Below are 24,635 nucleotides of genomic sequence, written 5' to 3'. Positions count from 1 at the left end.
CCCCGCCGGTGAAGAATCATTGGCGGGGCTTTTTCGGGCTTTCACCAGCGCCTTCTGCAGGAGTGATTCTTGCCGAGACCGAGCAGCAGTACAGCGAAGCGGGACGAACCGTGATTGCAAGCAAACTGGAAAACAGGCGTTGCAGGCAAGCGGGCAAAGTTGGGGGCCGAATTGCGGTGGATCGCCGGACGGGATGGGCTTTTCACCAGGGTGGTTCATTGAATACCCTCCGCAAAACTCACCCCGACGCCGTCGCCCAACGATTGGGCTTTGGGGCGTGCGGAATTGATGGGTGAATCACGAGGTCTGGATCGACACGATGCTTCATCATCCCCAATCCACCGATCACGAATCACCGAGCGACGGTCAACGTCCCGCGGCTCCCGTTGATGCGTTGAGCGCGTCGGCGTTGGAATTGTTGATGAAACCGTTGCCGCGTCGTCAACCATCACGCCAGGACAGCGGGTCGTGGCGTGTCCGAAACAGTGGTTCGTCGGTATCGATGACCGAAGGTGTCGGCGAAGGGTTTTATCGGCCCGGAACTCTACTGTGGTTGTCGGCGTTCCTGTTCTTGCTGGTGCCGCTGTTGACGCTGGCGGATGTTCCGATCGCCCGCTACGTCGCCAACACGCGGTGGTCCAGTGATTTTCAGAGTGCCCTGGATCTGACCCTGGTATTTTCCCACGGCATCGGCGTCTTTTTGGTGTTGGTGGGGATCATGTTGATGGCTCCCGGCAAACGCTGGCAAGTTCCGCGACTGGCGACCTTGGCGTTGGGCGGTGGTTCGGTTGCCATGATGGCCAAACTGTTTGTGTTGCGGCCCAAACCCCACGCGTTGAACTTGGATTTGGCCACCACCGACTATGCGTGGTTGTGGGCGTTTGATTGGGACCTTGATCAGATCGCGACCTTCGCCGCACAGACACGCGCGTTCCCTAGCGGCAAAGTCGCCACGGCGACGGCATTGATCGTCGGTTTGTGGGTGATCCTGCCGCGCGGTCGCTGGCTGTTCTTCATCATCGGTGCCGGCCAACTGTTGCAGCCATTGTTAAGCGGTGCCCATTTCTTTACCGACGGAATCGGCGGCGTGGCGTTCGGACTGCTGTGGGGATACGTCTGCTTCAGCCCCAATCTCTTGGGCAGCGTGTTCGATCGTTTTGCACCCGAATCGCACCAGCGACTGCGACGTCGCAAACGTGGCAGTTACGCGTTGGCGGGCGAAGGTTCCGGCGGCGGCGTTCGCAGCGGGGACAGCGAAAACGCGGAATCGCAGAAAGAAAAACGAGCGGCCTGAATTGTCGCATCGGCCGTTGGTTATTCGCTCATTCGTTGTCGCAGCGCGTCCAAAACGGGTGGCGGAACGAACTTTGCCAAACGTTGATCGCTGTCACTGACCGCGGCGATCTGTTTCAGCAACGAACTGCTGACGTGTGAGAAACGCTCATCGGCCATCAGAAACACGGTTTCGATGCTGTCGTCCAACTGTCGGTTGGCCATCATCATCGTGAATTCACCGGCGGTGTCGGTCAGCGGTCGAATGCCACGAATCATCAGCGACGATTTTTGCTGGCGGACAAAGTCGACGGCCAAGCCATCGAACGGTTCGACACGGACGTTTTCGAAAGGCTCAGTCACCTTTTGAACCAATTCGACCCGCTTTTCGATCGAGAACATTGGACGTTTGTCCGCGTTGATGCCGATCCCGACGACCAAGTTTTCAAACAACGCCGAAGCCCGCTGGATGATGTGCAGGTGTCCCAGTGTGACGGGGTCGAAGGAGCCGGTGTAGACGGCCGTGCTTTTGTGGGGCATGGTCAATCGGTGAAGCGAGAGAAGATGGCAGACCCTGGGCCGATCCGTTCGGCTACTTTGCCAGGCCTGCGGCCAAATCAGCCAGTTGTTCCAGTTCGTGCAGCGTGTTGTAAGCGTGGATGCTGGCGCGGACACCCGCACCACGACAGCTGATGACCATCGAAGAATCCAAGGCCGCTTGCCGGACTTTCGCCGCATCGACCCCGGGGACTTCAAAGATAACGATTCCCGTGCGATGCATTGACCCGACAGGTGTGTGACAAATCAGACCTCGTTCACGCAGCATTTGTTCAAAGCCGTCGACCAGCCCGATGACCCGGTCAGCGATCGCGCCGGCACCGTGCACGCGGCGGACTTGCAGGAACAATTCAACGCTGGCCGACAAGGCGGCAAACCCGACCATGTTGGCCGACCCGCCTTCGAAACGAGCCGCGGTTGGGCGAAGGTCTAAATCGGTTGCCGTGAACGCTTTGGATTCTTTCACGCTGTGCCAGCCCACGCCGACACACCGCAACGTTTCCAGGTGCCGCTTGGCAACGACGGCGACGCCGGCACCTTCGGGCCCCAGCAGCCACTTGTGACCATCGGCCGCCAGAAAGTCGACAGGAATTTGGGACAGATCCAGCGGGTACATTCCCAAGCCCTGGATCGCGTCGACAAAGACTTTCACGCCGCGGCGATGGGCCCGGTGCACCAGAGATTCCAGATCGACCCGGTAGCCGCTGGAAAATCCGACCCAGCTGACGGCGATCATCTGAGTCGAATCGTCGACACGGTCGAACAAGTCATCGATTTCCACGCGGCCATCGCGGCGGGGAACGATTCGCACGTCCACGCCCTTGCTCTGTTGGTTCAGCCACGGCAGCAAATTGCTGGGATATTCGCCTTCGGGCACCACCACGCTGTCGCCCGGCTGCCACGGCCACCCTTCGGCCACCAGGTTGATGCCGGTCGTTGTGTTCGGAATCAAACAGACTTCGTCGATCGATGCACCGGTCAGCTGGGCAAATTGTCCACGCAGGGTTTCCTGGCAATCGTGCCACTGTGGCCAAACCGTGTCGCCCTCTTCACTGGCCTGAGTCGCAAATTTAGTGATTGCATCGGCGGCGGGCTTGGGCAGGGGGGCCACGGCGGCATGGTCGAAATAATGCCATTTGGCCGTGATCGGCATCTGGTTTCGCCACCACAGCCACGGATCGCGCCGCAGCAAGTCGTCGGCGGTCGATGTTGGGGGGGCGGATGACGAATTTTCAGGGGCGGGCGTCGAATTCATGGGCCAAATGCCGCGTTGACGGGACGAAGTATCGCAATCAACATCGCACTTTCGTCGCAATCCTTACAGCCGTCCGAGCGGTGAATTTTCGTGAAAATGCACACCTTGGGCGGGCGTGGGAAAATGCGTCGAGGGCAACTATACTTTGCCGATGAAGTTCCCACGCAAATCCAACGGTCTGTCCCGGCGGGCCGCATTTCTGTCCTTTAATCCCCTTCAAGAGGTTGGTTGATGCCCAAGGCGCTTTGTCTGATCAGCCTTGTGGCTTCGATCCTGGTCGTCGTGCTGTTTGGTGCCGATGCGATCATGGGCCTGGCCGGCATGGAAGATGTCGCTCCGCTGGGCTACGCCAGCCTGCTGATGGACCTGACCTTCGCCATTTTCGGCCTGATTCTGGTCTTTTTGAGCTTCACGACCTATCGCGAGCAGCGATAACCCGGCCGTCTTGACCACGCCCCCCGTCATTGGCAGTGGTTCCTCCCGGCGAGGTCGTGCGATCGACTGACGCTAAAACAAGTGGATTCCGTTGCCGCTGACCGCCGGCTCGTCGCCCAGGTTGGCGATGACACGGGCCGCAGACGCGTTGTCAAACGGATATCTTGGTGGTTCCATCACCGGTTTGGCCTGCATGGTCACCAAGTAACAGCGGTGATTGATCACGTCCCGCCCTTCCCCCTTTCCTGGGCCCGGCTCACGGCCGCCCCACCATGCCAATCACAAGACGCCAGTTCTGTCGTGCCGCGACCGCGGCTTCGTTGTCGACGTGTGCCTTTTCTGACGCACGAGCCGATTCGCAGGGGATCGGCAAGCTGGAAACGATGGTGCCGTGCCGTCAGATCACCAAGCCGCCGGGGCACCACTGGTTCGGATATTACGACAAACGAGAATTCGACCCGACGGGGACGAAGGTGCTTTCAAACCGGGTGAATTTCGAAGGGCGTTCCCCCACGGGAAACGATTCGATCGACGTCGGCTATGTCGACACCGCCGCCGGTGACCGCTGGGTGCCACTTGGTGTGTCCAACGCGTGGGGATGGCAGCAAGGTTGCATGTTGCAATGGATCGGACGCGACGGACGTCGTGTCCTGTGGAACGACCGCCAGGGTGACCAGTTCGTGTGTCGCATTCACGATTTGAAATCGGGACGAACGCGAACGATTGATCGGCCGATTTATACGATTAGTGACGACGGTCGCTTTGGTTTGTCTGCGGATTTTCGTCGCATCGATAACCTGCGTCCGGGATACGGCTATGACGGACTGGCCGATCCCTTTGTCGATCAGCGGAGCCCAAAGGAATCGGGCGTCTGGAAAGTTGACTTGGAAACAGGCGACAGCCGTTTAATCCTTTCACTTGACCGTGTCGCCGCAATGCCCTGGCACGATGGCCAGACGCACGACGAAGCGTGGCACTATTTCAACCATTTGTTGATCAATCCGTCCGGCACGCGTTTTATCGTGTTGCATCGATTCCGCCCGGAATTTGATCCCCCGACGTTGCAATACAAGGGCGGTTTTGTGACGCGGATGTTGACCGCCGATATGGACGGCAACGACTTGTATGAATTGGATCCTTCCGGAAAAACGTCCCACTTCATCTGGAAAGATGACGAAGTCGTCACGATGTGGACGCGACCGATTGGGATGGCCGACGGCTTTTATGACTTCGTCGATCGCACGGACAAAGTGACCCCGGTGGGTGTCGGGGTGATGAAGACCAATGGTCACAACACGTATTTGCGCGGCGACCACGGTGATTGGATTTTAAACGACACCTATCCGTCCAAACACGACCGCCGTCAAACGGTGTACCTGTATCACGTTCCCAGCGGCCGTCGATTCGATCTCGGACATTTCCCATCACCACGTGCTTACACGGGTGAATGGCGTTGTGACACGCACCCGCGTTGCAGCGAAGACGGCACGCAGGTGGCCATCGACAGCCCACATCAAGACGGTCGCCAAGTCCATCTTTTGGACATCAGTGAACTGTTGGCCCGCAATTCATAACGGTGGTTCCCACCGCGGCGCCGATTCACGTTCGATCCGTGACCGCAAGGAACGATCAAGAAGTCACGTTTTCGGCGGCTGGTTTTTCCGCCTGCATCTTTTCGCGTAGTTCCTTGCATGCATCGCTGGGGTTGCTGCAAAGCGAACAGCTGGTGGATCCATCGGGGTTGGTTTTGCTGTTCAGCCCGCCACAACTTCCGCTAATCGCACGCCGTCCGAACATCACGCCGACGGCCATGCCGGTGACAACGATTCCCATAAACACAGCCGTGACGACCGCCAATGGCAGGACACGTGCAACCAAGGAAGATTCGTCCTTGGGATTCGCATCATTCGAAACTTTAACCGTCGTCAACTGATCGACATACGTTTGGAACTGACCGGTGGCCGCTGCGTCGTAACCATCCTCGTTGCGATGGATCACCAACACATCCAGGCCTTCGGCTTTGGCGGCTTTGATACCTGCGTTTGGCCCCAGCACATTGATCGCGGTGGCCCATGCGTCGGCCGACATGCAATCGTCGGTAATCACCGAAACGGAGGCGACGTCGTGCTTAACCGGGCGTCCCGTTCGCGGATCAATCGTATGGGAATACCGAACGCCATCGATCATGAAAAAGTTTCGGTAATCGCCCGATGTTGCGATCGCCGCGTTAGTCAAACCGTGGGCAATCGCGGGACGATTCATCGCTTGATCGGGCGCCTGAATGCCGACCATCCAGGGGCCACTTGGCTTTGCCCCCGTCGTTCGAATTTCACCGCCAATTTCAACGAAGACGTTTTCCGCACCGGTGGACCGCAGCAATTCGACGATGCGGTCGACGCCATGGCCTTTCGCTATCGCCGACAGATCGATGCGCAGATCGGGAATGTCTTTGCGTAACGCCGGTGGATGTAATCGGACATGCAGATGCGAATACCCGGTCGCCGCTTTCAAGCGTTCCAAGGATGCATCGTCGGGGATTTGATTGGAACGCGGTGCGGGCCCAAAGCTCCACGCGTCCACCAGTGGTCCCACGGTGACGTCGAAGCCGCCATCGGTCAGTTCCGAAATCTCCAACGCTCGCTTCACCACCAGGGCGGTCGCATCGCTGACGTCGAACCAGTCGGTCGAATCCGATGCATTGAACTGCGAGATCTCTGACGACTTCAAATAGGTCGACATCTGGTCGTTGACGGTTCGCAATTCGGCATCGACCTGAAAGCGAAGATCGTCCGGCAGCGAATCATGGGGCGGTGCGATCTTGATCGAATAAGTCGTCCCCATCGTCTGGCCCGCAAAGCTGACCAGGTCTTGCTGACCGCGGGCTCGCGATTGACCGATGCCCAGTGAGACTAAAAGAAACAACGCGGCCACCCGAAAGTGCGACCGCGTTGCGACGTGCATGAATGCGTTCATGAAAGATCAACCACCGAAGTCGTCGTAGGCGATGTTTTCCGGTTCGACGCCCAAATCATCCAACATCTTAAAGACCGCTTGGTTCATCATCGGCGGTCCACAAATGTAGTATTCGATGTCTTCGGGAGCCGGGTGTTTGGACAGGTAATTTTCCAACAACACCTGGTGAATGAAACCGACGTAGCCCGTCCAGTTATCTTCCGGCATCGGCTCGGAAAGTGCGATGTTGAATTGGAAGTTCGGGAAGTCCTTTTCGATTTCACGGAAGTGATCGATGTAGAACAGTTCACGCAAGCTGCGACCGCCGTACCAGTACGACACCTTACGGTCGGTCTTCCGGTTTTTGAACAGTTCAAAGATATGGCTTCGCAGCGGAGCCATGCCTGCACCACCACCGATGTAAACCATCTCGGCGTCGGTGTCTTTGATAAAGAACTCACCGTAGGGACCGCTGATGGTGACCTTGTCGCCCGGCTTCCGGCCAAAGATGAAGCTGCTCATCTTGCCCGGCGGGATGCCTTCGGGGCCACGTGGCGGCGGCGTCGCGACCCGGATGTTCAGCATGATGATGCCCTTTTCGCCCGGGTAGTTGGCCATCGAATAAGCACGCACGACGGGTTCATCGACCTTTGACACATAGCGCCAAACATCAAAGCGGTCCCAGTCCGGGTGGTATTCCTCTTCGATCTCGAAGTTCTTGTATTCCTGGACGTGTGGCGGGCATTCGATTTGGATGTAACCACCGGCCTTGAAGTCGACTTCTTCGCCTTCGGGCAACTCCAGCACGAATTCCTTGATAAACGTCGCAACGTTGTGATTGCTGCGGACGGTGCATTCCCACTTCTTGGTTTCGAAGGCTTCGGCAGGAACTTCAACCTGCATGTCTTGCTTGACCGCGACTTGGCAACTCAAACGGTCGCCTTCTTTCGCTTCACGGTTGCTGATGTGACCTTTTTCGGTCGGCAAAATGTCGCCACCGCCCTCGGTCACTTTCACCTTGCACTGGGCACAGGTGCCGCCACCGCCGCAGGCGCTGGAAACGAAAATGCCGGCGTCAGCCAACGCGCCTAGCAACTTTCCGCCGGCGGGGACTTCGATTTCTTTCTGGTTATTGACGGTGATCTTCACCGGGCCCGAAGCCACCAGTTGGCTCTTGGCCAACAAGATCACCACCACCAACGCGACCACCACGAAGGTGAACATCACGACGCCGAAAACAACGGTTGTCATCGAATCAGACTTTGTTGACTTTTTGAAATGTGAATGACCAACGGATCGGCAGGCCGATCATGCGGCGGCAGATGCCTTACGGATGTCCGACGCAACCGCGTCTGGCAACGATCCCGGCACCCGCCCGAATCGGATCAAAGCTGAATCCCGCTAAACGACATGAACGCCAGCGACATCAATCCAACCGTGATAAACGTGATTCCCAAACCACGCAGCGGCGGTGGAACGTCACTGTATTTCAGTTTTTCACGAATTCCCGCCAACGCGGCGATCGCAATGGCCCAGCCGACACCGCAGCCGAAACCGTAGACACATGATTGGGGGAAGTTGTAGCTGCGTTCCTGCATGAACAGCGACGCACCCAAGATGGCGCAGTTCACCGTGATCAGCGGCAGGAAAATTCCCAACGCGTTGTAAAGCGCCGGAAAAAATCGGTCCAACGTCATCTCCAGAATCTGGACCATCGCCGCGATCACGCCGATGTAGCTGATGAACGACAGGAACGTCAAATCGACGGTCGAAAAATCGATCACGTCGGTGCCGATGCCCAGGCCGTTCAACCAAGTCAACGCGCCCTTCTTCAACATCCAGTCATAGATCAACTGGTTGGCCGGCACCGTGATGGTTTCGATCACGATCACCGCGACGCCCAAACCGAGGGCCGTTTTGACGTTCTTGCTGACCGCCAAGAACGTGCACATGCCCAGGAAGAAGGCCAACGCCAAGTTTTCGACGAAGACGGCCTTCAAAAAGATGCTCAGGTATTCTTCCATCGGACTCTAGGCCTCTTCGATTTGTTCGGGGCGGAACGATCGGATCACCCAGATCATGATGCCGATCAAGAAGAACGCGCTGGGTGGCAACAACATCAAGTTGTTCGGGTTGTACCAGCCGCCGTTGCGGTCCAGTTCCATGATGGTGACGCCGAACAGCGAACCATTACCGAACAGTTCCCGAAAAAACGCGACGACCAACAGCACCATGCCGTAGCCCAGGCCATTGCCGACGCCGTCCAGGAAACTGATACCGGCTGGGTTCTTCATCGCAAAGCCTTCGGCGCGACCCATCACGATGCAGTTGGTGATGATCAGCCCGACGAAGACCGAAAGCTGCTTGCTGATGTCGAAAAAGAAGGCCTTCAAGAATTGGTCGACCACAATCACCAGCGACGCGATCACGGTCATCTGCACGATGATCCGAATGCTGCTGGGGATGAAGCTGCGGATCGCACTGACGGCCAGGTTACTGAACGCGGTCACCGCGATCACCGCCAAAGCCATGACGACCGATGTTTCCATCTTCGTGGTCACCGCTAATGCGCTACAAATTCCCAGGATCTGCAGTGCGATCGGGTTGTTATCAACCAGTGGTCCCAGCAGGACCTCTTTGGGTTTGGGGGCTGCCATGATTAACCCTCCAGCGTGGGTTGAGGTCCGGTGCTCGTTGAAACGCCAGCGGTTTCTTCGCCGGCGGGTGCTTCGTTCAATTCCGTCCGAAGCTTCTTCATGAACGGGCCATAGCCGTCATCGCCGGCCCAGTAATTGATCAGATTGGTCACGCCGTTACTGGTGATGGTGGCACCGGACAGACCGTCGACCGAATACGGGTTTCCGGGGGGCGCCGGGCCCTTGCTGACCTTGGCCGCCGGTTGCCCGCTGTCGTTGAACAGCAGTTTGCCTTCCCACTGTTGTTTCCAACGCGGGTTGTCCACTTCGCCGCCCAGGCCCGGGGTTTCCCCGTGCTCATAGAACGTCAGACCTTGAATCGTCTCCAGGTCGCTCTTCATCGCCAAGTATCCGTACATGGTCGACCACAATCCCTTGCCATAGACGGGCAAGACGATTTGTCGGATACGGTCTTCGCCGGGACGTTTGACGAAGAAGACCTTGGCGACCTTTTCCCGGCGGCCGATTCCGGGGTTGTAATCCTCGGCGACGACTTCGACGCTGCGGGCCTTGTCGTCGACCACTTCGCGAGGATCGTACGTTTCCGGATCGATTTCGGTGTTGTAGGAACCGTCTTCCAAGTTGACCAATTTTTCACTGATCCACTCGTACAGTTCTGCCACCTTTTCAGCCGACAGTTGCGACGCGGGCTTTCCGTATTCACCCATCGCCAGACCAGTGGCGTCCAGAATGTTTCGTTGTTGATCCAGTTGCTTGTTCTTTGCCTGGATCGGACGCAGGACGACCGCCGCGGCGCTCACCGCTAGCGAACAGACCACGCAAAGAACCAGGGCAACCAGGATGGTGTTGCCGATCGAATCACGCCGTTGCATAACGAGCCTTTCTGCGAGAGACGTTCCACTGGACGACGAAGTAGTCGATTAGCGGAGCAAACACATTGCCGAACAAGATGGCCAGCATGATGCCTTCGGGGAAAGCCGGATTGATGACCCGAATCAGGACGGTCATGAATCCGATCAGTCCGCCGTAAAACCATTTACCGGTTTCGGTCATCGATGCGCTGACCGGGTCGGTGGCCATGTAGACCAAACCGAACGCCAAGCCGCCGATGACCAGGTGCCAATAGAACGGGACTTCGAACATCGGGTTCGTTTCGCTGCCCACCACATTCAACAACAGCGACGTGGCGACGACACCGCCGATCACGCCGGTCATGATTTTCCAAGATCCGACGCCACAAGCGATCAAGATGCCGGCACCGACCAAACACAACAGGGCGCTGGTTTCGCCGACGCATCCCTGAATGGTGCCGATGAAAGCACTCATCCAAGTGATCGGTTCCTGGGCACCCCAGACATAGTCGACGCTTGCCAGTGAACCGACCGCGTCTTGTTCGGCGATCGCCATTTGGCCCAGGGCGGTCGCGCCGCTGTAGCCATCGACGGCCGTCCAGACTTTGTCACCACTGATTTGGCCGGCGTAGGCGAAGTACAGGAACGCACGGCTGGTCAGGGCGACGTTCAAGAAGTTTCGACCCGTTCCGCCGAAGACCTCCTTGGCCACGATCACGCCGAACGCGATCCCCAGTGCGACCTGCCAAAGCGGAATGGATGCGGGCAGTGTCAGCGGGAACAACAGTCCGGTGACCAAGAAGCCTTCGTTGATTTCGTGTCCACGCAGAACGCTGAACACCAATTCGATGTGGCCACCGACAAACATCGTCACGATGTACATCGGCAAAAAGAAAATCGCACCGAGCACGAAATTGGCCACGTGATCCGATGCGTCATAGCCGAAGCCGATCGCCTGGAACAGTTGGTGGTGCCAATCGTAATCGATGTCGATCCCCGCGGCGGTCATCTTTTCAACCGCTTCGGTGGCCTGGTAACCGACATTCCACATGCCGAACAGGGTCACCGGGACCAACGCAAAGACGACCATGCTCATCATCCGCTTCAGGTCGATGCCGTCGCGAACGTGGGTCAAGCCGTGCGTGGTTTCGCCGGGTGTGTAAAGAAATGTGTCGAGGGCCTCGTAGACCGGGTAGGCCTTCTCCAGAATCGCACCCTTTTCAAAGTAAGGGTGAACCGAATCCAGAGCGTCGCGCAGTGCTTTCATGTTTCTGGGTTTTCCTTGATCAACCTTCCCGTTCGATCGTGGTCAAGTTTTCACGCAACAGGGAACCGTACTCGTATTTGCCGGGACACACGAACGTGCACAACGCCAAGTCTTCTTCGTCCAACTCCAACGCGCCCAACTGTTGCGCTTGGTCGGTGTCGCGGACGATCAGGGCACGCAGCAATTGCGTCGGCAGGATGTCCAGCGGGACGACCTTTTCGTAGGTTCCCAGTGGCACCATCGCCCGCACGCTGCCGCCGGTGGACGTCGTGAAGGGGAATTTCTTGCCCGGCGTCATCGCGGATGCAAAAACGCGTGTCACGCTGTACTTATCAAAACCGGGTTTTTGCCAGCCAAGAAACTCTCGGTCATCGCCTTCGGCCAAGACGGAGACTTGGTTGTGATAGCGGCCCAGGTACTGGTGTGGATCCAACGCGGTGCGTCCGCAAAGCACCGAACCGGAAATCGGCCGGACTTTGACGTCTTCGCATTCGCCGTCGATCAATTCGCTGACGTTGGCGCCCAAACGGGTTTCCAACAATCGCGGCTGCTTGACGACCGGTCCGGCCAACGCGATCACGCGTCGCGGATCCAACGTGCCATTGATCAACAGCGATCCGATCGCCGCGACGTCTTGGTATCCGATGTGCCAAACCGTTTTCGTCGGTCCCACCGGATCCAAGTGATGAATGTGTGTGCCGACCAGCCCCGCCGGGTGGGGGCCGCCGAACGATTCAATTTCGATTTTGGTGTTGGATGACCCGGGGATCTCGGAGTTCGGTGATTTGCACACGAACACCTTCCCATCGGTCAGCTCGGCGATCGCTTCCAAGCCCAGTGAAAACTGGTCCTTGCGGTCGGCCAGCACCACCGCGGGATCGGCCGCCAGCGGGTTGGTGTCGATCGCGGTCACGAAGATCGAATGCGGGGTGGTGCCCGGGGCGGGAACTTTGCCGTAGGGGCGTCCGCGGAAGGCGGTCCACAATCCGGACTGGACCAACACGTCGGTCAGCCCCTGACGGCCCATGCCCGACGGCGTGCCGCCCTTGGCCTGGTCGAATTCGACGCGTTCGTCGCCTTCGACCTGGATCGTCAACGCTTCGAATTTCCGTTTCGCACCGCGGACCACACCGGTCACGCGACCCGAAGCCGGAGCGGTGAAAATCACACCTGGGGTCTTCTTGTCTTCGAACACCGGTTGGCCCGCGCGAACAGTGTCGCCTTCGGCCACCAGCATCGTGGGCTTCATACCGACATAGTCGTCACCCAACAGGGCAACCGACGAAACCGGCGAAGCGACTTCGATGTGCTGTTCCGGGCATCCCGTGATGGGAAGGTCCAAACCCTTTTTGATCGTTACCATCGACTGTTTCAGCCTAGAAAGAATGCTTCACACGAACGCCGGCCCGTGTCGAAGACCGCCTGGTCGTGGCAAAACACGCCGCAGAGACTTTGTGAAAAAAATCACAAAGTAGGTCCAAGTCAACGCCCGCGGTTCTTGCGGGCGTCACTGTGGCAGAATATCGCACAGGCAAGCAAAAGTGACAACGGCATTGGACGCTGCTGTGGACGGTTTTCCCGTGGGCATCCCACAGCGGTCATCGGTGACCGTTGCAACTGGAAAACTTTGCCGCCGCTGCATGCAATGCAACGAGACCTGTCAACGGTAACTGGCGCGCCGCTAACACCCGCTGCACGGGACGTTCGTCTTCCGGTAACCGCCTGCGGATGCTCCGCGATCGGGTCCCACCTTTGAATCAATACGCCTAGCGTTTTTTCCCTGCGCGTTTACGCTGCTGCAGAAATTTTTTTTGCATCGGTTTGCGGTGCCGTTTTTCTGTCAGGTCGCGTTGGCGTTCCGACGGCGGCCGCCCCCAAATCGAGCGAACCCATCGTCACGCGGCATCCCTTAGGTGCATCGTCACGGGATGCCCGATGCCGGCGTCTTCTTTGGAAGTCACTGCTTTGACGTGGCGACCGAAAGAAACGTCGCACGCGGGCCCCGGCGATTGTTTGCCCGGCCGACGAATACGAACTCAATACACCCTTTCCATCAAAGGCATCCGCCCTTGCGTCGCAACGACATCCGAAACGTCGTCATCATCGCCCACGTTGATCACGGAAAGACCACGCTGGTCGATTGCCTGTTGCGTCAAAGCGGCCAGTTTCGCGATGCGGAACTGAAAGGCGAACGCATCCTGGATTCCAATGATTTGGAAAGGGAGCGTGGGATCACCATTTTGTCCAAGAACATCGCGATTCCCTATCGCGACGTCAAAATCAACTTGATCGACACGCCGGGCCACGCGGATTTCGGCGGCGAAGTCGAACGCGTCGTCCAGATGGCCGACGGAGCGTTGGTTTTGGTCGACGCCGCCGAAGGCCCCATGCCGCAAACCCGCTTTGTGCTGGAAAAAGCGTTGCAAGCGGGCGTGCGGCCCATTGTGGTGGTCAACAAGGTCGACCGTCCGGACGGCCGCCCGCACGAGGCGCTGGACGAAGCGCTGGAATTGTTGGCCGAGCTTGGCGGCGAAGACCAGTTGGACAACGCGGCCTACGTTTTTGCTAGTGCGAAAGAGGGATTCGCCACGACCGACCCCGAGACGACGTCTCCCAACATGCAACCGCTGTTGGACTTGCTGGTGGACGCGGTCCCCGGACCTGAGGTGGAAACGGAAGCTCCGCTGCAAATGCTGGTCACCACATTGGACTGGAGCGACTACGTCGGCCGAATCGCGATCGGTCGGATCACCGCCGGCGCCATTCGCAGCGGTCAAAACGTGATGCTGTACCAAAAGGATCAGAAGCGCGTGGCGAAGGTTGGCGGACTGTTCGTGTTCGACAAGCTTGGGCGCACCCCCGCCGAACAAGCGTCGGCTGGAGACGTGATCGCGATCGAAGGTTTGGAGAACGTCGAAATCGGCGACACCATCGCGAATGCCGAAGGCGGCACCGCGCTACCGCGGCTTAGCGTCGACGAACCGACACTTGAGATGATTTTCAGTGTCAACACGTCGCCGTTTTTGGGTCGCGAAGGCAAGTTCGTGACGACGCGTCAGCTGAAAGCACGGCTGGAAAAAGAACTGGAGCGAAACGTCGCGCTGCGGGTCCGTCAGGTCGAAGGCAGCGATAGCTACGCCGTGGCGGGCCGGGGCGTGTTGCACTTGGCCGTTTTGATCGAAACGATGCGACGCGAAGGTTACGAACTGAGCGTCGGAAAGCCGCAGGTGGTCTACAAAGAGATCGACGGAATCAAGCACGAGCCCTACGAAGATTTGCGGGTGGAGGTGCCCACCGAAACGATGGGGCCGGTGATGGAACTGGTGGGTTTGCGTCGCGGAACCTTGGACGTGATGCAACAGCGCGGCGATTTCAGTTTGCTGAGCTTCAAAATCCCCTCGCGTGGTCTGATCGGCTTGCGAACCAAGTTGCTGAACGCCACCCGCGGGACGGCGATCATTCACCACCGGTTTGACAGTTACCAAGTGGTCGAGGGCGAAGTACCGCGTCGCGGAAACGGTGTGTTGATCTCCATGGTCAGTGGCAAAGCGATGCCGTTTGCTTTGTTCGGTTTGCAGGACCGATCCGAATTGTTCGTCGCCCCGGGGACGGAAGTCTATGAGGGCATGATCGTCGGCGAAAACGCTCGCGACAACGACATGACGGTGAACCCGTGCCGTGAGAAAAAATTGACCAACATGCGGGCCAGCGGCAGCGACGAAAATGTGATTTTGAAGCCGCCGCGCGACATGTCGTTGGAAGCCGCGCTGGAATACATCGAAGACGATGAACTGGTGGAAGTCACGCCGGAAAACATTCGGCTTCGCAAGGCTGTGCTGGGCGAAGCGGATCGCCGGCGCATCAAGCGTGCCGGGAAAACCGCGGCCGCTGTCTAAGCCTCGCTAGGCGGCGAAGCTTGTCGGGAATGATCGCACGCCCACCCTGGGGTTTTGTTCATCGGTTTTGCCCGTAACATGCGGATGCAGCGGAGAGTGATCGCCGTCGCGGCCGTGCATCGTCGGGGAATGCCCGAACTGTTCGAAAAATCAGGTATCGACGAGGCCGCGTTTGCCACAGAAGAATACTAGACTGTCGTTAGCAACCTGTTTGTTTGACCCGCATGATTCTTGGACGATGAAACGCTTCGCAATCGCTTTACTTGCTTTCGCATTTGTCTCGGCCGTCGGTTCGTCGGCATTGGCCACTTCACCGACCGGTTGGGACCGCGTCATTGTGCCGACCGGACAGTACCGCCAAACCGTCAAGGCGATGCCGATCGAAAAACGTCCGGGACGACCGTTGCACGTTTACGGCAATACGATTCGCTATCGCCATCAAGCCGCGACCGGACAGTTGCAGGGCAGCCCGCTGCGTCGCATCTTGCTGGGAACCGATCAACTGCGTGGTGCCCGTCGATAGTTTGCGCCTAGCGCCCGCGAGAATTGTCGGTTTGGTTCCGGTATTGCGGATAATAACCGTCGTAATAGGGCGCGACCGGATACGGGCTGTTTCCACCCGCCGGATAGGGATTGCCCGGGCGATCAAAGACGGGCGGTTTGCCGGGGCGGCCCAGTCCGTTGCCCGGACGCTGACCGTTGCCCGGGCGCTGGCCATTGCCCGGACGTTGCCAGCCGGGACCTACAGGGCCGCCACCGTTTCCGGCACCCGGCGGATAGGGGGCGGGATAGCCGTAGCCCAGATTCAGGCCGGCGAACGGTGCACCCCAATTGGCGTACGGCGTGCTGTAAGGCCGATAGGGAAAACGCCATTCGCCGTAAGGTCGAACGGGATCTCCCCAGGTATCGACGTTGTGATAGTTGTCGGCCGACTGGCCATAAGCCAATGTGCTGCGATAGTGGCGATAACCGCTGCTGCGATACGTCGGGTCGATTTCCACCGATGGCATTGCCGTGGGCGCGTACTGGGTGACCCGCTGACCGCTGACGGGGTCATGCGTGTAGGTGCTCGGAAGCGTCAGCCAATCCGTTGCGATGGCCGGTGCGGTCAATAGCATCCATGCGACCACGGGGATCATGTAGCGCATGGACGCCAAGCTAGTTCGCAAAACCAATTGGCGTCGGGAAAATGACAGGAACGCGGCGAATTTGCCAAGTTCTGTCTCCGCGCAATCCGTCCAATCGTCACCAGCGGACACTCCGTCATCGCCCACCGAACCGACGGGCGATGTGGTGAGGACGGCTTGCCGTTACAGTCGTCGCAGCCCGTCTTCGGTCATCGGGTTGGGGATTTCGAAATCGATCTGATCGATCCGCTCCAACGTTTCGGCGTCCAAAATCAGGTCGTCCGCCTCCAGTGATTCTTTCAGCTGTGCGACGGAGGTGGCGCCGACGATCGTGCTGGCGACGAAGTCGTGTTGCTTGCTCCAGGCCAGCGCCAACGCGGTGACACTGACGCCCAAGTCTTCGGCGATTTGGCCCAGGCGTCTGGTGGTTTCCAGTGATCGATCATTGACGAATCGCTGAGCCATCCGCTTCTGCCGGTCACCGCCGTTGGTCAGGTATTCGGTGAACCGTCCGCCGGGCGGGGGCCCATCGTTGTACTTGCCCGTTAGCACGCCGCCGCCCAAAGGCGAATAAGGCAACAGCGAAAGGCCCTCTTTACGAAGCACTTGTGCCAGTTCGCTTTCGCAACGGCGATTGATCAGGCTGAAGTTGTTCTGAACGGTTTGGTAGCGATCCAGTCCATAGGTGTCGGCTTCCCACAGGCTTTTCATCACTCCCCAGCTGGTTTCGTTGCTGCAGCCGATGACTCGGACCTTGCCGCTTTGCCGCAATTCCGTCAACGCCGACAACACTTCGTGATACGGCATGCCGTGGTCGGGCCAGTGGATCTGATACAGATCGATGTAATCGGTTTGCAAACGACGCAGCGAAGCTTCGCAGGCACGGATGATCTGATGCCGGTCGATCGCACAGTGTTCGTTACGGACCGGCGCGGCGAACCAGCCGTGCGCCGGACCGGTGACTTTGGTGGCAACGATCACCGCTTCGCGTGTTTGTCGCTTCAACCAATTGCCAAAGATTTCTTCGGTCTTGCCGACCGTTTCCCGCTTCGGTGGAACGGGATAGATTTCCGCTGCATCAAAGAAATCGATTCCCGCATCGTGTGCGACGTCACAAATTTCGTGGCTAGTCGATTCATCGCACTGGGAACCGAACGTCATTGTGCCCATGCAGATGTCGGACACGACGATACCGCTGCGGCCGAGTCGTCGTCGTTGCATCGTTGGATATCTCTTGGAAGAACCGTTGTCGGAGAAATGGTCACGTGGCGCAAGTTGGTCAATCAGCGTTCGCGGAACAGTTCACTGATTGATTGGTCGTGGTGGATCCGTTTGATGGCTTCGGCAAGCAGCGGGGCCACAGACAGCTGGACCATACCGGGCAATTGTTTTTCCGCAGGAATCGGAATCGTGTCGGTGACGACGACCGAATCGATCGGGGCTTCGCGCAGGCGATGAATCGCCGGACCGCACAGGACGCCGTGGGTGCATGCGATGTGAATTTCTTTGGCGCCCGCGTCGTGCACCAAGCGTGCCGCGCCGCAGATGGAACCGGCGGTGCTGATCATGTCGTCAAACATCAGTGCGATGCGTCCTTCGACGGGACCACCGATGATGGTCGACTGGCGGACTTCCAATGCGCTGCTGCGACGTTTGTCGATGATTCCCAGCGGGCCGCCCAATCGTTTGGCGTGGCCGACGGCACGTTTAATGCTGCCTTCGTCCGGGCTGACCACGACGATTTCGTCTTCGTCCAGCCCGCGGCTAAGGAAGTGATCGTTCAGCACGGGGGCCGCATACAAGTGATCCACCGGGACGTCAAAAAAGCCCTGGATTTGGGCCGCGTGCAAGTCCATCGCCAACACGCGATCGGCACCGGCGCGGGTGATCAAGTTGGCGATCAGCTTGGCCGTGATCGGCACCCGGCCTTCGTCCTTGCGGTCCTGCCGCGCGTAACCGAAGTACGGGATGACCGCGGTGATCCGTTCGGCACTGGCGCGGCGGCAGCAATCGATCATGGTCAAAAGTTCGATCAAATGATCGTTGACCGGTGGACATGTCGGCTGTATCAAGAAAACGTCGCGTCCGCGCACGTCTTCATCTAGCTTGCAAAAATTCTCTCCGTCGGGGAATTGTCCCAACGAGATCTTGGCGGGCTCCAGATGCAGGTGCCGGCACAGTTTTTCAGTCAGCGTCGGGTTCGCCCGACCGCTAAAGATTTTCAGTTCACGCATAACCCATTGATCGCATCGTTTCGTCGACGATCTGCAGCTCCTGTGGATTGTTGATCGAAAGAGCTTCGCACGGCTTCAGCACGGGCAAAGCGTCCACGGCCTTGCCTGATTTCCGCAACAGTGCCGGACAATCCGTCAGGTAGTATTCACCCTGTGCGTTGTCGTTGCTGATCTGTTTCAGCGACGACAGCAAGTCGGGGGTTTGGAACAGGTACGTGCTCATGTTCACTTCGGTGATCGCCAACTGTTCCGGCGTGGCGTCTTTGTGTTCGACGATGCCGATAAAGTTGCCGTCTTCATCACGAACGATGCGACCCAGCCCGGTGGGATCGTCTTTCTTCAACGTACCCATCAGCAACGACGGTTGCGTTTTGGCGAAGTGATCCAGCAGGGTTTTCAAACTGTCGGATTGAATCAGCGGCGAATCGCCCGCCACCACGATGGTCGGGCCGGCTTGCGTCATCAATGCGTCGCGACACATTTGCACCGCGTGACCGGTCCCCAGCTGTTCGGTTTGTTCCACGAACTCGATCGGGTCTTTGCGACCGCTAAGCTCCTGGCGGACCAAGTCCGCTTGATAGCCAACGACGACGATCTTTCGTTCGATGCCGGCCGCCGACAATGCGTCCAACACAAAATGGATCATCGGGCGGTCCACCACGGGGCAAAGCACTTTGGGCAGTTCGCTTTTCATCCGCGTGCCCTTGCCAGCGGCGAGCACGACGGCACAGGGCGAATCCGTTGCAGACATTGATTGAACCGGTCGATTGTTGGGGGCCGAGTGTTCAGTGGTCGATTTTTCGGTCGGTCGCAGCGGATGCCTGCGACGCGGCCGATGGGCCGACATCGTGGTCGGTCGACCGGACATCAGCAAGGCGGGGCAAAGAAGGCCGAACCAGCGTGGGCGGTCCGGTCGCCCAGCAAATGGCGGTCAATCGCCTTGGATACGCAGCATTTTTAGCGTCCGGCCTGCGGCATCGATTTCGAATTTGAACCGCCCCAGATAGCTCATTCCCAGCAGCGGCTGGGCAAACGAAGCGGAAGCGTCCAAGACGGCGGCACGAACGTTTTCCGCTTCGAATTGTCCGACCCGCACCGACGGCAACGTGACACCGCGGGCGCCGATCACGCGGCCATCGGCCAATTCCATCCGCATTGCCGGCGCGTCGGCGGGAATCTTGATATCCAATTCGGCGGCCGTTTTTGCCGGCAGGCTGATGATCGATGCCCCGCTGTCCAGCACCATCTTGGTCGTCTTGCCGCCGACGGTCACGTTGACGAACAAACCGTTGCCCTCGGATTCCAGTTCAATCGTTTCGCGAAATACCTCGGATTCTTCCGCCTCCAGACGACGAAGGACCGGTGCCAAAATGTCGTCGGCCGTCAGTTCGGCGGGGGTGTTCAAGTTGCGATTGGTGACCGACAGGGCGATGGACACTTTGCGGTCCTTCAAACTTTCGGCCAAAGCATCACGCAATTGATCAAAGTCCGCACGAATCGCCATCACGACTTCTGCGTAATCCGACTCGGCTTGATGCAACTGTGACGCCTGTTTGTCCACGTTCAGCTTGGCGTTTTGACGGTCGGCCGCCAACTGTTTTGTTTTCGCGGCCGTCGCGTTGATCATCGCGACGATCTTGTTGTGGTCTCGCCCACTGATGACCGGAGTGGATGCCAGTCGAAGATTGAGTTCGCCGTATTGTCGATTCAGCCGAGACAATTGCTCGACGATCGTGTTTTCGATCAACGTGGCTTGCTGCCAAGCTTGGCGGATTTGCCGAAGTTCACGTCGTTGTTTGGGCAGCCCCGACAATGCACGTGATATCTCACCGGCCGTCGTGCAGATGATCTGTCGTCCCGAAGGTTTCAATCCATGGGTGTCCAAGATTTCAACGGCCTGGGCCAAGACCGCGGGTGAATACGGTTTCGGTGCTGGGACGTCGGCGGGTTGCGAATCCTGGCCATCGGCGTCGGATCGTGACGTGGTCGACGATGCCTGTGATTCCGTATCACCACTGGTTTCACTGGGATTGGATTGTGCAGCGATCGTCACCGTCGCCGATGCGCAGACGCAAAACATGACGGCCAACGACAAACGGCCAAGGGCCAATGTAAAACCCGTGCGCATTGGCAACGTTGCGGCGGTCGTGCGTTGGGGTGCGCGGAAGACCATGGATGGGTGGTGGGGCGGAAGGACGGTGGCGGGTGACGCTGTTGCGGGGGGACGACACCTCTCTATCGTATGCTGGACGCGGCCGCGATGGGATTAAAAAATGGATACCTCAGCCGCGGAAGCCTCCGACGTCCCCGTGAACGGGCGACGACCGCAGCGTCGGAACGAACGGCATCGAACCAATCGAAAGTGAATCGACGGATGGACCGGAAAGAAACTTCAAACGTGAAAAACCGTTCGGCCTCATCGCAACCCACACCATCGACATCACGACGCAGTGTGGTTCGGCGAGATCCGTCGGCAATGACGTGTCCGATTTGTGGGACCGGTTTTTTGCTGGATGAGACACAGGCCCCGCCGTTTTGCAGCGTGCGGTGTAAACAAATCGATCTGGGGCGATGGTTGGACGAAGAAATCGGGCTGCCTCATGAAGGCGAACCCGATCCTGAAATGCTCGATTGAAACGAGATGGACAACCGAAGGTCCCGAAGAGTTACCGAATCCAGCGACTGGTTTCGTTGGCATTCTTTGGCTTCCATCGGTCCGAACGCTGCTTTCGCCAGGATGACGGTTTGCAGACCGGCGTTTAACGTTTGGGCATCGGAGGATGGGGGCGAATCGGCACCCGCCAAGCCGGGATGTCCCGTTGAACAATCTTGCCATCGGGCATCAACACGCGAGCGACACGAGCGGTGTTGATTCGCATGGGAAGTTCTTCTTTCCTGGTCAATCGAATCTCGTCGATTTGCAAGATGATCTCGCCGGCGGTGAATTTCACTTTCCCATACTCCAGGGTCACATCGCTGGTGACCAACATTCCGGCACCATCCTCCAGTTCCGGATGAGCCGTGCGCAACACATCCGGCACCGAAAGTAGGTTGTCCCAAAGGTTCGACCACATGGTGCGGCTGGGGTGAATCTGACGTGCCGGCCCAGACCAGCTCCACGGACGCTTGATCTGTCGCGCCGTGCTGTCTATCCGAGTCGCACTGACGGCGTTGGCGCGTTCCGATCTTTTCCTTTCGTCTTGTGGTTCGTCTGCGGTTGCAACGCAGCACAGGCTTAGCAGGATCAAGATGGATCGAATGTGAATCGTCATGGTGGATGTCTGCTGGTGTTACGGGGCTGAGAGTGGTCTAGGGAAGCGTTAAGCTTCGGCGGTGTTGTTCATCGGCCGCGTTCATTTGGCCGAAGGATCATTCACGCGTCCGACGAACAGGATGCTTCCCGTTTGGTTGTCACGAATCAGAAATGCGAACGGCCGATCGACATTGAATGTCGGCGGTGGTGGTGGCACCGAGGTGGCTCGGATGCCGCCGACGCCGGTGACCGCGGCTGCAACGGTTCCTTCTTCGTCCACTTGAATGACGGCTTTGTGACAAACGACGGACAGCTTGATGCGATCTTGTTGTGTCATTCCCGAGAAATCTGCCGCGTCGGTGAACGCCGTTTTGATTCCCATCTGTTGCAAATGGGGGATCAGGTCATAACTGCTGCTCAATTCAAACTTCGGAAGGGTCACCAACGTGCCACGTCGTTTCGGACGCATGGACAATTGGGTGTTCAGTGTGCCTAAATCCATTTGGTCGATCATGGAGTTCAGCCCGTCGTGCCTATCCGGCAACAAGATCACCATTTCCATGCGACGAATCTTGTCGCCATAAGGCAGGATTCCGATGCGATAGGTGTCGCCATCCATCGTTTGGATGTGGATGTTTTTCTGCATCATCGGGACTTCCTTGGTCGTACCATCGGCCAGAGTAAAGTCACGCGGCAGAGTCGACCGTTTTGAAAATGCTTCCGACCAAGAACCTTTGAAGTAAATGGCACTGGCCAAAAACATCAGCGTTTCTTTGGTGACCGTGTCACGCGACGCTAGCTTGGGAATGCGTCCTGCAGTGGCGTCGGAGACCCAGTCGTTGATCGCGGCAATGGATTCGTCTTGTTCATGAAGAAAGTCGGCGTGGTCGACGCCGGCAAAGCGGTCTGCGAGAAGGCTTTCATACTTGGAACGAATGTCCAAGCCCGAACGCAACCACAGGTTGGACCCCATCGATATCTCGACGCCCGTTTGGTCTTGGTCGGTCATTTGTTCAATGAACGATCGGTACAGCGAATCAGGGTTTTCATCCCGATACAACAATGACCGAAGTTCATCCTTTGTCGGACCATTGGCGGCCGGTTCCAACAAGCTGAGAGCCATGTGGATGTTCATCGGGGAACAAAAAATGTTCTTGTCGTCGGCATTGCACAAACGCCGTAGCATGTCGATGCTCAAACGATTTTGTTCCGACACCAACGGTGATAAATCCAACGGTTCAGAACGCATTTCTTCTGCGACCGTGCGGGCGGACACGAACGCCAGTGGAATCGATAACAGCAGGGTGATCGCCGCGATGGCCAGCGATCGGCGTTGAAGCCAGCGACGGGTGGGGTGTTTCAAGCTTTGAAGTGACATCATGGTTTCCTATCAATAGGCGGACGAACGAGAGAAGAAGAAGCTCAACAAAAACGCGGCGGTGAACGGACAAGCGTTGGGTGATGGACACACCACATCGGCTTCACGCCGCGCCCGTTTTCAGAAGCCCAAAAACATGGCCGGCATGTCGGCAGCGGGTGTCTGCTTGGGGGGCGTGGATGGTGGATCTGGTCGCACGGTTTTTTCGGGACGCGAAACTGGTTGGCCGATGGGGGCCGGCGTGGGAGGCAGTTGGCGAACGATTTTTTGGGTTTGCTGGGTCTGAAACGTCAGTGTTTTGATGGCCGACTGCAATCGCTTGATCAGAGACGATTCAATCATTTTCAGTGGCTGTTCAGCGGTACGGCTGATGCGTGTGGCTTCGTCCAACTGTCGAGACAGTTCCGTCAAACCTTTGGGCGACGGGATCTCCAGCTTCAGCTTGCTTAGCAGGGGATCAAGCAGCTTGTCGACGATCTTGTTCAGCGGTTTCAGAATGATTCCGGCGATGTCTTGAGGCTTCTCCAAGATTTCGCGAACGCTGAAGCTTTTCGTCTTTCGAGTGATCGGGTTTTTGATTCGAATCGGTTTGGTAATCACGTCATCGATGCGGCCGACCAGTTCTTCACTGGCTTTCATCTTGTCGCCACTTTGCTGAACCGATTGATGGACCGTTGCGAAAGCTGCGAACACGCCGTCGATCTTTTGAAACGAGGATGTGATCAAGCGGGATTGGTGGCCCAGCCGTTCGATCGCATCGACGGTTTGGTCGATGGAACGGCGATGCTGCGAAGCGGTGAATTCGAGTGTCTGATGAAGTTGGCGATGCGTCGCAGCGATCTCCGTTGCCTGAGACAGCGAATGCCGGTACACGCCGATGTCGCGACGCAAGGTTGCCAACTTGATGCGGCCACCGGAAATGGTCTGTCGCAGGTTTTTGACACGCTGGCGGGCCGGTTTCAAAACGTCTGCCTCGAACTTGTCCGCCTTTTTGCGAACCTTTGCGATTTGACTCTGCAATCGTTCGACGTTCTTCTTCAAATGACGCGCCGCGGTGCGAACGTGCGGCACCGATTGATAAGGCGTCAAGCGATCGGCCAACTTTTTCAATCGACGATCAAAGTCGCGAATCAGACTGGTCGTTTTGATTCCGACTTTGATCCCTTCGCCGAACCGCCAGGCGGATTGGTCCAGTTGGACCAGTTGAGAATCGAACTCGCTGATTTGTGATTGCAGTCGACGCAGGTCTGCATCGATCGCAGCACACTGGGGAAAGCGGGGAGAGATCGACGCGAATGCCGGTGCCGGCGAAAGACTGGCCCAGAGGCCGCAGATCAGGGTGACGATCAGGGGGCTTTTGCGGATCATGTGACGTTGGCAAGGCTTGTGGGCAGCGGGTGACCGAGACCGACGTGGTGTCGATGTCGATCCCTGCGAGAGCCAACGTCGAAAGGTGCCAAAAATTAGTGGCCAATCCGAATTTCATCCCCGTCGCATGCA

Annotated in this window: 24 protein-coding genes; 6 read left to right on the top strand and 18 right to left on the bottom strand. The window is 57.9% G+C overall.

All coding sequences use genetic code 11. From position 1 onward, the window contains the following. Window positions 1-319: 319 nt before the first annotated feature. Window positions 320-1,294: a phosphatase PAP2 family protein gene (locus tag Mal65_RS17790; RefSeq protein ID WP_145300565.1), complete on the top strand. Its 975-nt coding sequence runs from the start codon at window positions 320-322 to the stop codon at window positions 1,292-1,294. Between the two features lie 20 nt (window positions 1,295-1,314). On the opposite strand, the gene coaD is transcribed toward Mal65_RS17790, so the two are convergent. Both coaD and Mal65_RS17780 read right to left on the bottom strand, forming a co-directional pair. After that, window positions 1,315-1,812: a pantetheine-phosphate adenylyltransferase gene (gene coaD / locus Mal65_RS17785; protein ID WP_145300562.1), complete on the bottom strand. Its 498-nt coding sequence runs from the start codon at window positions 1,810-1,812 to the stop codon at window positions 1,315-1,317. Window positions 1,813-1,864: 52 nt separating this feature from the next. Further along, on the bottom strand, window positions 1,865-3,085 hold the full coding sequence (locus Mal65_RS17780; RefSeq protein ID WP_196784261.1) for an aminotransferase class V-fold PLP-dependent enzyme: 1,221 nt from the start codon (window positions 3,083-3,085) through the stop codon (window positions 1,865-1,867). Between the two features lie 231 nt (window positions 3,086-3,316). On the opposite strand from Mal65_RS17780, the gene Mal65_RS17775 reads away from it, so the two are divergent. Continuing rightward, complete coding sequence (locus tag Mal65_RS17775; RefSeq protein WP_145300559.1) at window positions 3,317-3,520, top strand: hypothetical protein; 204 nt, start codon at window positions 3,317-3,319, stop codon at window positions 3,518-3,520. Window positions 3,521-3,592: 72 nt separating this feature from the next. Here the strand turns inward: Mal65_RS17775 and Mal65_RS26635 are convergent, their stop codons facing one another. Continuing rightward, window positions 3,593-3,745, bottom strand: coding sequence for a hypothetical protein (locus Mal65_RS26635; protein ID WP_165701358.1), 153 nt, complete (start codon window positions 3,743-3,745; stop codon window positions 3,593-3,595). A 47-nt stretch (window positions 3,746-3,792) separates the two neighbouring features. Between Mal65_RS26635 and Mal65_RS17770 the strand changes: the two genes are divergently transcribed. After that, window positions 3,793-5,094 (top strand): hypothetical protein, encoded by a 1,302-nt coding sequence (locus Mal65_RS17770; protein ID WP_145300556.1) that lies wholly within the window; start codon window positions 3,793-3,795, stop codon window positions 5,092-5,094. A gap of 55 nt (window positions 5,095-5,149) precedes the next feature. On the opposite strand, the gene Mal65_RS17765 is transcribed toward Mal65_RS17770, so the two are convergent. The 7 genes from Mal65_RS17765 to Mal65_RS17735 form a co-directional block, all read right to left on the bottom strand. Further along, complete coding sequence (locus tag Mal65_RS17765; RefSeq protein ID WP_196784260.1) at window positions 5,150-6,493, bottom strand: FAD:protein FMN transferase; 1,344 nt, start codon at window positions 6,491-6,493, stop codon at window positions 5,150-5,152. Between the two features lie 6 nt (window positions 6,494-6,499). After that, window positions 6,500-7,723: an NADH:ubiquinone reductase (Na(+)-transporting) subunit F gene (nqrF, locus tag Mal65_RS17760; RefSeq protein ID WP_145300553.1), complete on the bottom strand. Its 1,224-nt coding sequence runs from the start codon at window positions 7,721-7,723 to the stop codon at window positions 6,500-6,502. Between the two features lie 134 nt (window positions 7,724-7,857). Beyond that, window positions 7,858-8,496 (bottom strand): NADH:ubiquinone reductase (Na(+)-transporting) subunit E, encoded by a 639-nt coding sequence (gene nqrE / locus Mal65_RS17755; protein ID WP_145300550.1) that lies wholly within the window; start codon window positions 8,494-8,496, stop codon window positions 7,858-7,860. Window positions 8,497-8,502: 6 nt separating this feature from the next. Further along, window positions 8,503-9,129 carry an NADH:ubiquinone reductase (Na(+)-transporting) subunit D gene (locus tag Mal65_RS17750; RefSeq protein WP_145300547.1) on the bottom strand — a complete coding sequence of 209 codons (627 nt, stop codon included), beginning with the start codon at window positions 9,127-9,129 and terminating at the stop codon, window positions 8,503-8,505. Between the two features lie 2 nt (window positions 9,130-9,131). After that, the gene (locus Mal65_RS17745) at window positions 9,132-10,001 is read right to left on the bottom strand and encodes a Na(+)-translocating NADH-quinone reductase subunit C (protein ID WP_145300544.1); all 870 of its coding nucleotides are present in this window, start codon (window positions 9,999-10,001) and stop codon (window positions 9,132-9,134) included. Continuing rightward, a complete protein-coding gene (locus Mal65_RS17740; RefSeq protein ID WP_145300541.1) occupies window positions 9,988-11,247 on the bottom strand; it encodes an NADH:ubiquinone reductase (Na(+)-transporting) subunit B in 1,260 nt (419 codons plus the stop codon). The genes Mal65_RS17745 and Mal65_RS17740 overlap by 14 nt, the downstream gene beginning before the upstream one ends. Window positions 11,248-11,266: 19 nt before the next feature. After that, window positions 11,267-12,610, bottom strand: coding sequence for a Na(+)-translocating NADH-quinone reductase subunit A (locus tag Mal65_RS17735; protein WP_145300538.1), 1,344 nt, complete (start codon window positions 12,608-12,610; stop codon window positions 11,267-11,269). A gap of 706 nt (window positions 12,611-13,316) precedes the next feature. On the opposite strand from Mal65_RS17735, the gene typA reads away from it, so the two are divergent. Both typA and Mal65_RS17725 read left to right on the top strand, forming a co-directional pair. Continuing rightward, window positions 13,317-15,143, top strand: coding sequence for a translational GTPase TypA (gene typA / locus Mal65_RS17730; protein WP_231131167.1), 1,827 nt, complete (start codon window positions 13,317-13,319; stop codon window positions 15,141-15,143). A gap of 238 nt (window positions 15,144-15,381) precedes the next feature. Then, a complete protein-coding gene (locus Mal65_RS17725; protein ID WP_196784259.1) occupies window positions 15,382-15,666 on the top strand; it encodes a hypothetical protein in 285 nt (94 codons plus the stop codon). Between the two features lie 7 nt (window positions 15,667-15,673). Here Mal65_RS17725 and Mal65_RS17720 read toward each other — a convergent pair whose 3' ends face one another. From Mal65_RS17720 to Mal65_RS17700, 5 genes are all read right to left on the bottom strand, one after another. Then, on the bottom strand, window positions 15,674-16,291 hold the full coding sequence (locus Mal65_RS17720) for a hypothetical protein (protein WP_145305010.1): 618 nt from the start codon (window positions 16,289-16,291) through the stop codon (window positions 15,674-15,676). A 162-nt stretch (window positions 16,292-16,453) separates the two neighbouring features. After that, entirely contained in the window at window positions 16,454-17,491 is a 1,038-nt protein-coding gene (locus Mal65_RS17715) for an aldo/keto reductase (protein ID WP_145300533.1), read from the bottom strand. A gap of 62 nt (window positions 17,492-17,553) precedes the next feature. Next, window positions 17,554-18,504: a ribose-phosphate diphosphokinase gene (locus Mal65_RS17710; protein WP_145300530.1), complete on the bottom strand. Its 951-nt coding sequence runs from the start codon at window positions 18,502-18,504 to the stop codon at window positions 17,554-17,556. After that, the gene (locus tag Mal65_RS17705) at window positions 18,497-19,255 is read right to left on the bottom strand and encodes a sugar phosphate nucleotidyltransferase (protein ID WP_145300527.1); all 759 of its coding nucleotides are present in this window, start codon (window positions 19,253-19,255) and stop codon (window positions 18,497-18,499) included. Before Mal65_RS17705 ends, Mal65_RS17710 begins: the two co-directional genes overlap by 8 nt. A gap of 180 nt (window positions 19,256-19,435) precedes the next feature. Next, on the bottom strand, window positions 19,436-20,584 hold the full coding sequence (locus Mal65_RS17700) for a retropepsin-like aspartic protease family protein (protein ID WP_165701357.1): 1,149 nt from the start codon (window positions 20,582-20,584) through the stop codon (window positions 19,436-19,438). Between the two features lie 396 nt (window positions 20,585-20,980). Between Mal65_RS17700 and Mal65_RS17695 the strand changes: the two genes are divergently transcribed. Next, on the top strand, window positions 20,981-21,139 hold the full coding sequence (locus Mal65_RS17695) for a DNA gyrase inhibitor YacG (protein WP_145305009.1): 159 nt from the start codon (window positions 20,981-20,983) through the stop codon (window positions 21,137-21,139). A gap of 124 nt (window positions 21,140-21,263) precedes the next feature. On the opposite strand, the gene Mal65_RS17690 is transcribed toward Mal65_RS17695, so the two are convergent. From Mal65_RS17690 to Mal65_RS17680, 3 genes are all read right to left on the bottom strand, one after another. Continuing rightward, on the bottom strand, window positions 21,264-21,776 hold the full coding sequence (locus tag Mal65_RS17690; RefSeq protein ID WP_145300521.1) for a hypothetical protein: 513 nt from the start codon (window positions 21,774-21,776) through the stop codon (window positions 21,264-21,266). Window positions 21,777-21,857: 81 nt separating this feature from the next. Beyond that, a complete protein-coding gene (locus tag Mal65_RS17685) occupies window positions 21,858-23,138 on the bottom strand; it encodes a serpin family protein (RefSeq protein WP_145300518.1) in 1,281 nt (426 codons plus the stop codon). A 117-nt stretch (window positions 23,139-23,255) separates the two neighbouring features. Then, on the bottom strand, window positions 23,256-24,503 hold the full coding sequence (locus Mal65_RS17680) for a hypothetical protein (RefSeq protein ID WP_145300515.1): 1,248 nt from the start codon (window positions 24,501-24,503) through the stop codon (window positions 23,256-23,258). Window positions 24,504-24,635 lie beyond the last annotated feature (132 nt).

This window comes from Crateriforma conspicua (assembly GCF_007752935.1).
Classification (GTDB): Bacteria; Planctomycetota; Planctomycetia; order Pirellulales; family Pirellulaceae; genus Crateriforma; species Crateriforma conspicua.
The sequence above is the reverse complement of the archived record's forward strand: the minus strand, read 5'-3'. Positions and strand labels throughout refer to the sequence as shown.

What these genes read in the sequence shown, in the direction of transcription:
- Mal65_RS17790 (WP_145300565.1), top strand. Translation starts at nt 320, where the DNA reads ATGCTTCATCATCCCCAATCCACCGATCACGAATCACCGAGCGACGGT.
- coaD (WP_145300562.1), bottom strand. Translation starts at nt 1,812, where the DNA reads ATGCCCCACAAAAGCACGGCCGTCTACACCGGCTCCTTCGACCCCGTC.
- Mal65_RS17780 (WP_196784261.1), bottom strand. Translation starts at nt 3,085, where the DNA reads ATGAATTCGACGCCCGCCCCTGAAAATTCGTCATCCGCCCCCCCAACA.
- Mal65_RS17775 (WP_145300559.1), top strand. Translation starts at nt 3,317, where the DNA reads ATGCCCAAGGCGCTTTGTCTGATCAGCCTTGTGGCTTCGATCCTGGTC.
- Mal65_RS17770 (WP_145300556.1), top strand. Translation starts at nt 3,793, where the DNA reads ATGCCAATCACAAGACGCCAGTTCTGTCGTGCCGCGACCGCGGCTTCG.
- Mal65_RS17765 (WP_196784260.1), bottom strand. Translation starts at nt 6,493, where the DNA reads ATGAACGCATTCATGCACGTCGCAACGCGGTCGCACTTTCGGGTGGCC.
- nqrF (WP_145300553.1), bottom strand. Translation starts at nt 7,723, where the DNA reads ATGACAACCGTTGTTTTCGGCGTCGTGATGTTCACCTTCGTGGTGGTC.
- nqrE (WP_145300550.1), bottom strand. Translation starts at nt 8,496, where the DNA reads ATGGAAGAATACCTGAGCATCTTTTTGAAGGCCGTCTTCGTCGAAAAC.
- Mal65_RS17750 (WP_145300547.1), bottom strand. Translation starts at nt 9,129, where the DNA reads ATGGCAGCCCCCAAACCCAAAGAGGTCCTGCTGGGACCACTGGTTGAT.
- Mal65_RS17745 (WP_145300544.1), bottom strand. Translation starts at nt 10,001, where the DNA reads ATGCAACGGCGTGATTCGATCGGCAACACCATCCTGGTTGCCCTGGTT.
- Mal65_RS17740 (WP_145300541.1), bottom strand. Translation starts at nt 11,247, where the DNA reads ATGAAAGCACTGCGCGACGCTCTGGATTCGGTTCACCCTTACTTTGAA.
- Mal65_RS17735 (WP_145300538.1), bottom strand. Translation starts at nt 12,610, where the DNA reads ATGGTAACGATCAAAAAGGGTTTGGACCTTCCCATCACGGGATGCCCG.
- Mal65_RS17725 (WP_196784259.1), top strand. Translation starts at nt 15,382, where the DNA reads ATGAAACGCTTCGCAATCGCTTTACTTGCTTTCGCATTTGTCTCGGCC.
- Mal65_RS17720 (WP_145305010.1), bottom strand. Translation starts at nt 16,291, where the DNA reads ATGCGCTACATGATCCCCGTGGTCGCATGGATGCTATTGACCGCACCG.
- Mal65_RS17715 (WP_145300533.1), bottom strand. Translation starts at nt 17,491, where the DNA reads ATGCAACGACGACGACTCGGCCGCAGCGGTATCGTCGTGTCCGACATC.
- Mal65_RS17710 (WP_145300530.1), bottom strand. Translation starts at nt 18,504, where the DNA reads ATGCGTGAACTGAAAATCTTTAGCGGTCGGGCGAACCCGACGCTGACT.
- Mal65_RS17705 (WP_145300527.1), bottom strand. Translation starts at nt 19,255, where the DNA reads ATGTCTGCAACGGATTCGCCCTGTGCCGTCGTGCTCGCCGCTGGCAAG.
- Mal65_RS17700 (WP_165701357.1), bottom strand. Translation starts at nt 20,584, where the DNA reads ATGTTTTGCGTCTGCGCATCGGCGACGGTGACGATCGCTGCACAATCC.
- Mal65_RS17695 (WP_145305009.1), top strand. Translation starts at nt 20,981, where the DNA reads ATGACGTGTCCGATTTGTGGGACCGGTTTTTTGCTGGATGAGACACAG.
- Mal65_RS17690 (WP_145300521.1), bottom strand. Translation starts at nt 21,776, where the DNA reads ATGACGATTCACATTCGATCCATCTTGATCCTGCTAAGCCTGTGCTGC.
- Mal65_RS17685 (WP_145300518.1), bottom strand. Translation starts at nt 23,138, where the DNA reads ATGATGTCACTTCAAAGCTTGAAACACCCCACCCGTCGCTGGCTTCAA.
- Mal65_RS17680 (WP_145300515.1), bottom strand. Translation starts at nt 24,503, where the DNA reads ATGATCCGCAAAAGCCCCCTGATCGTCACCCTGATCTGCGGCCTCTGG.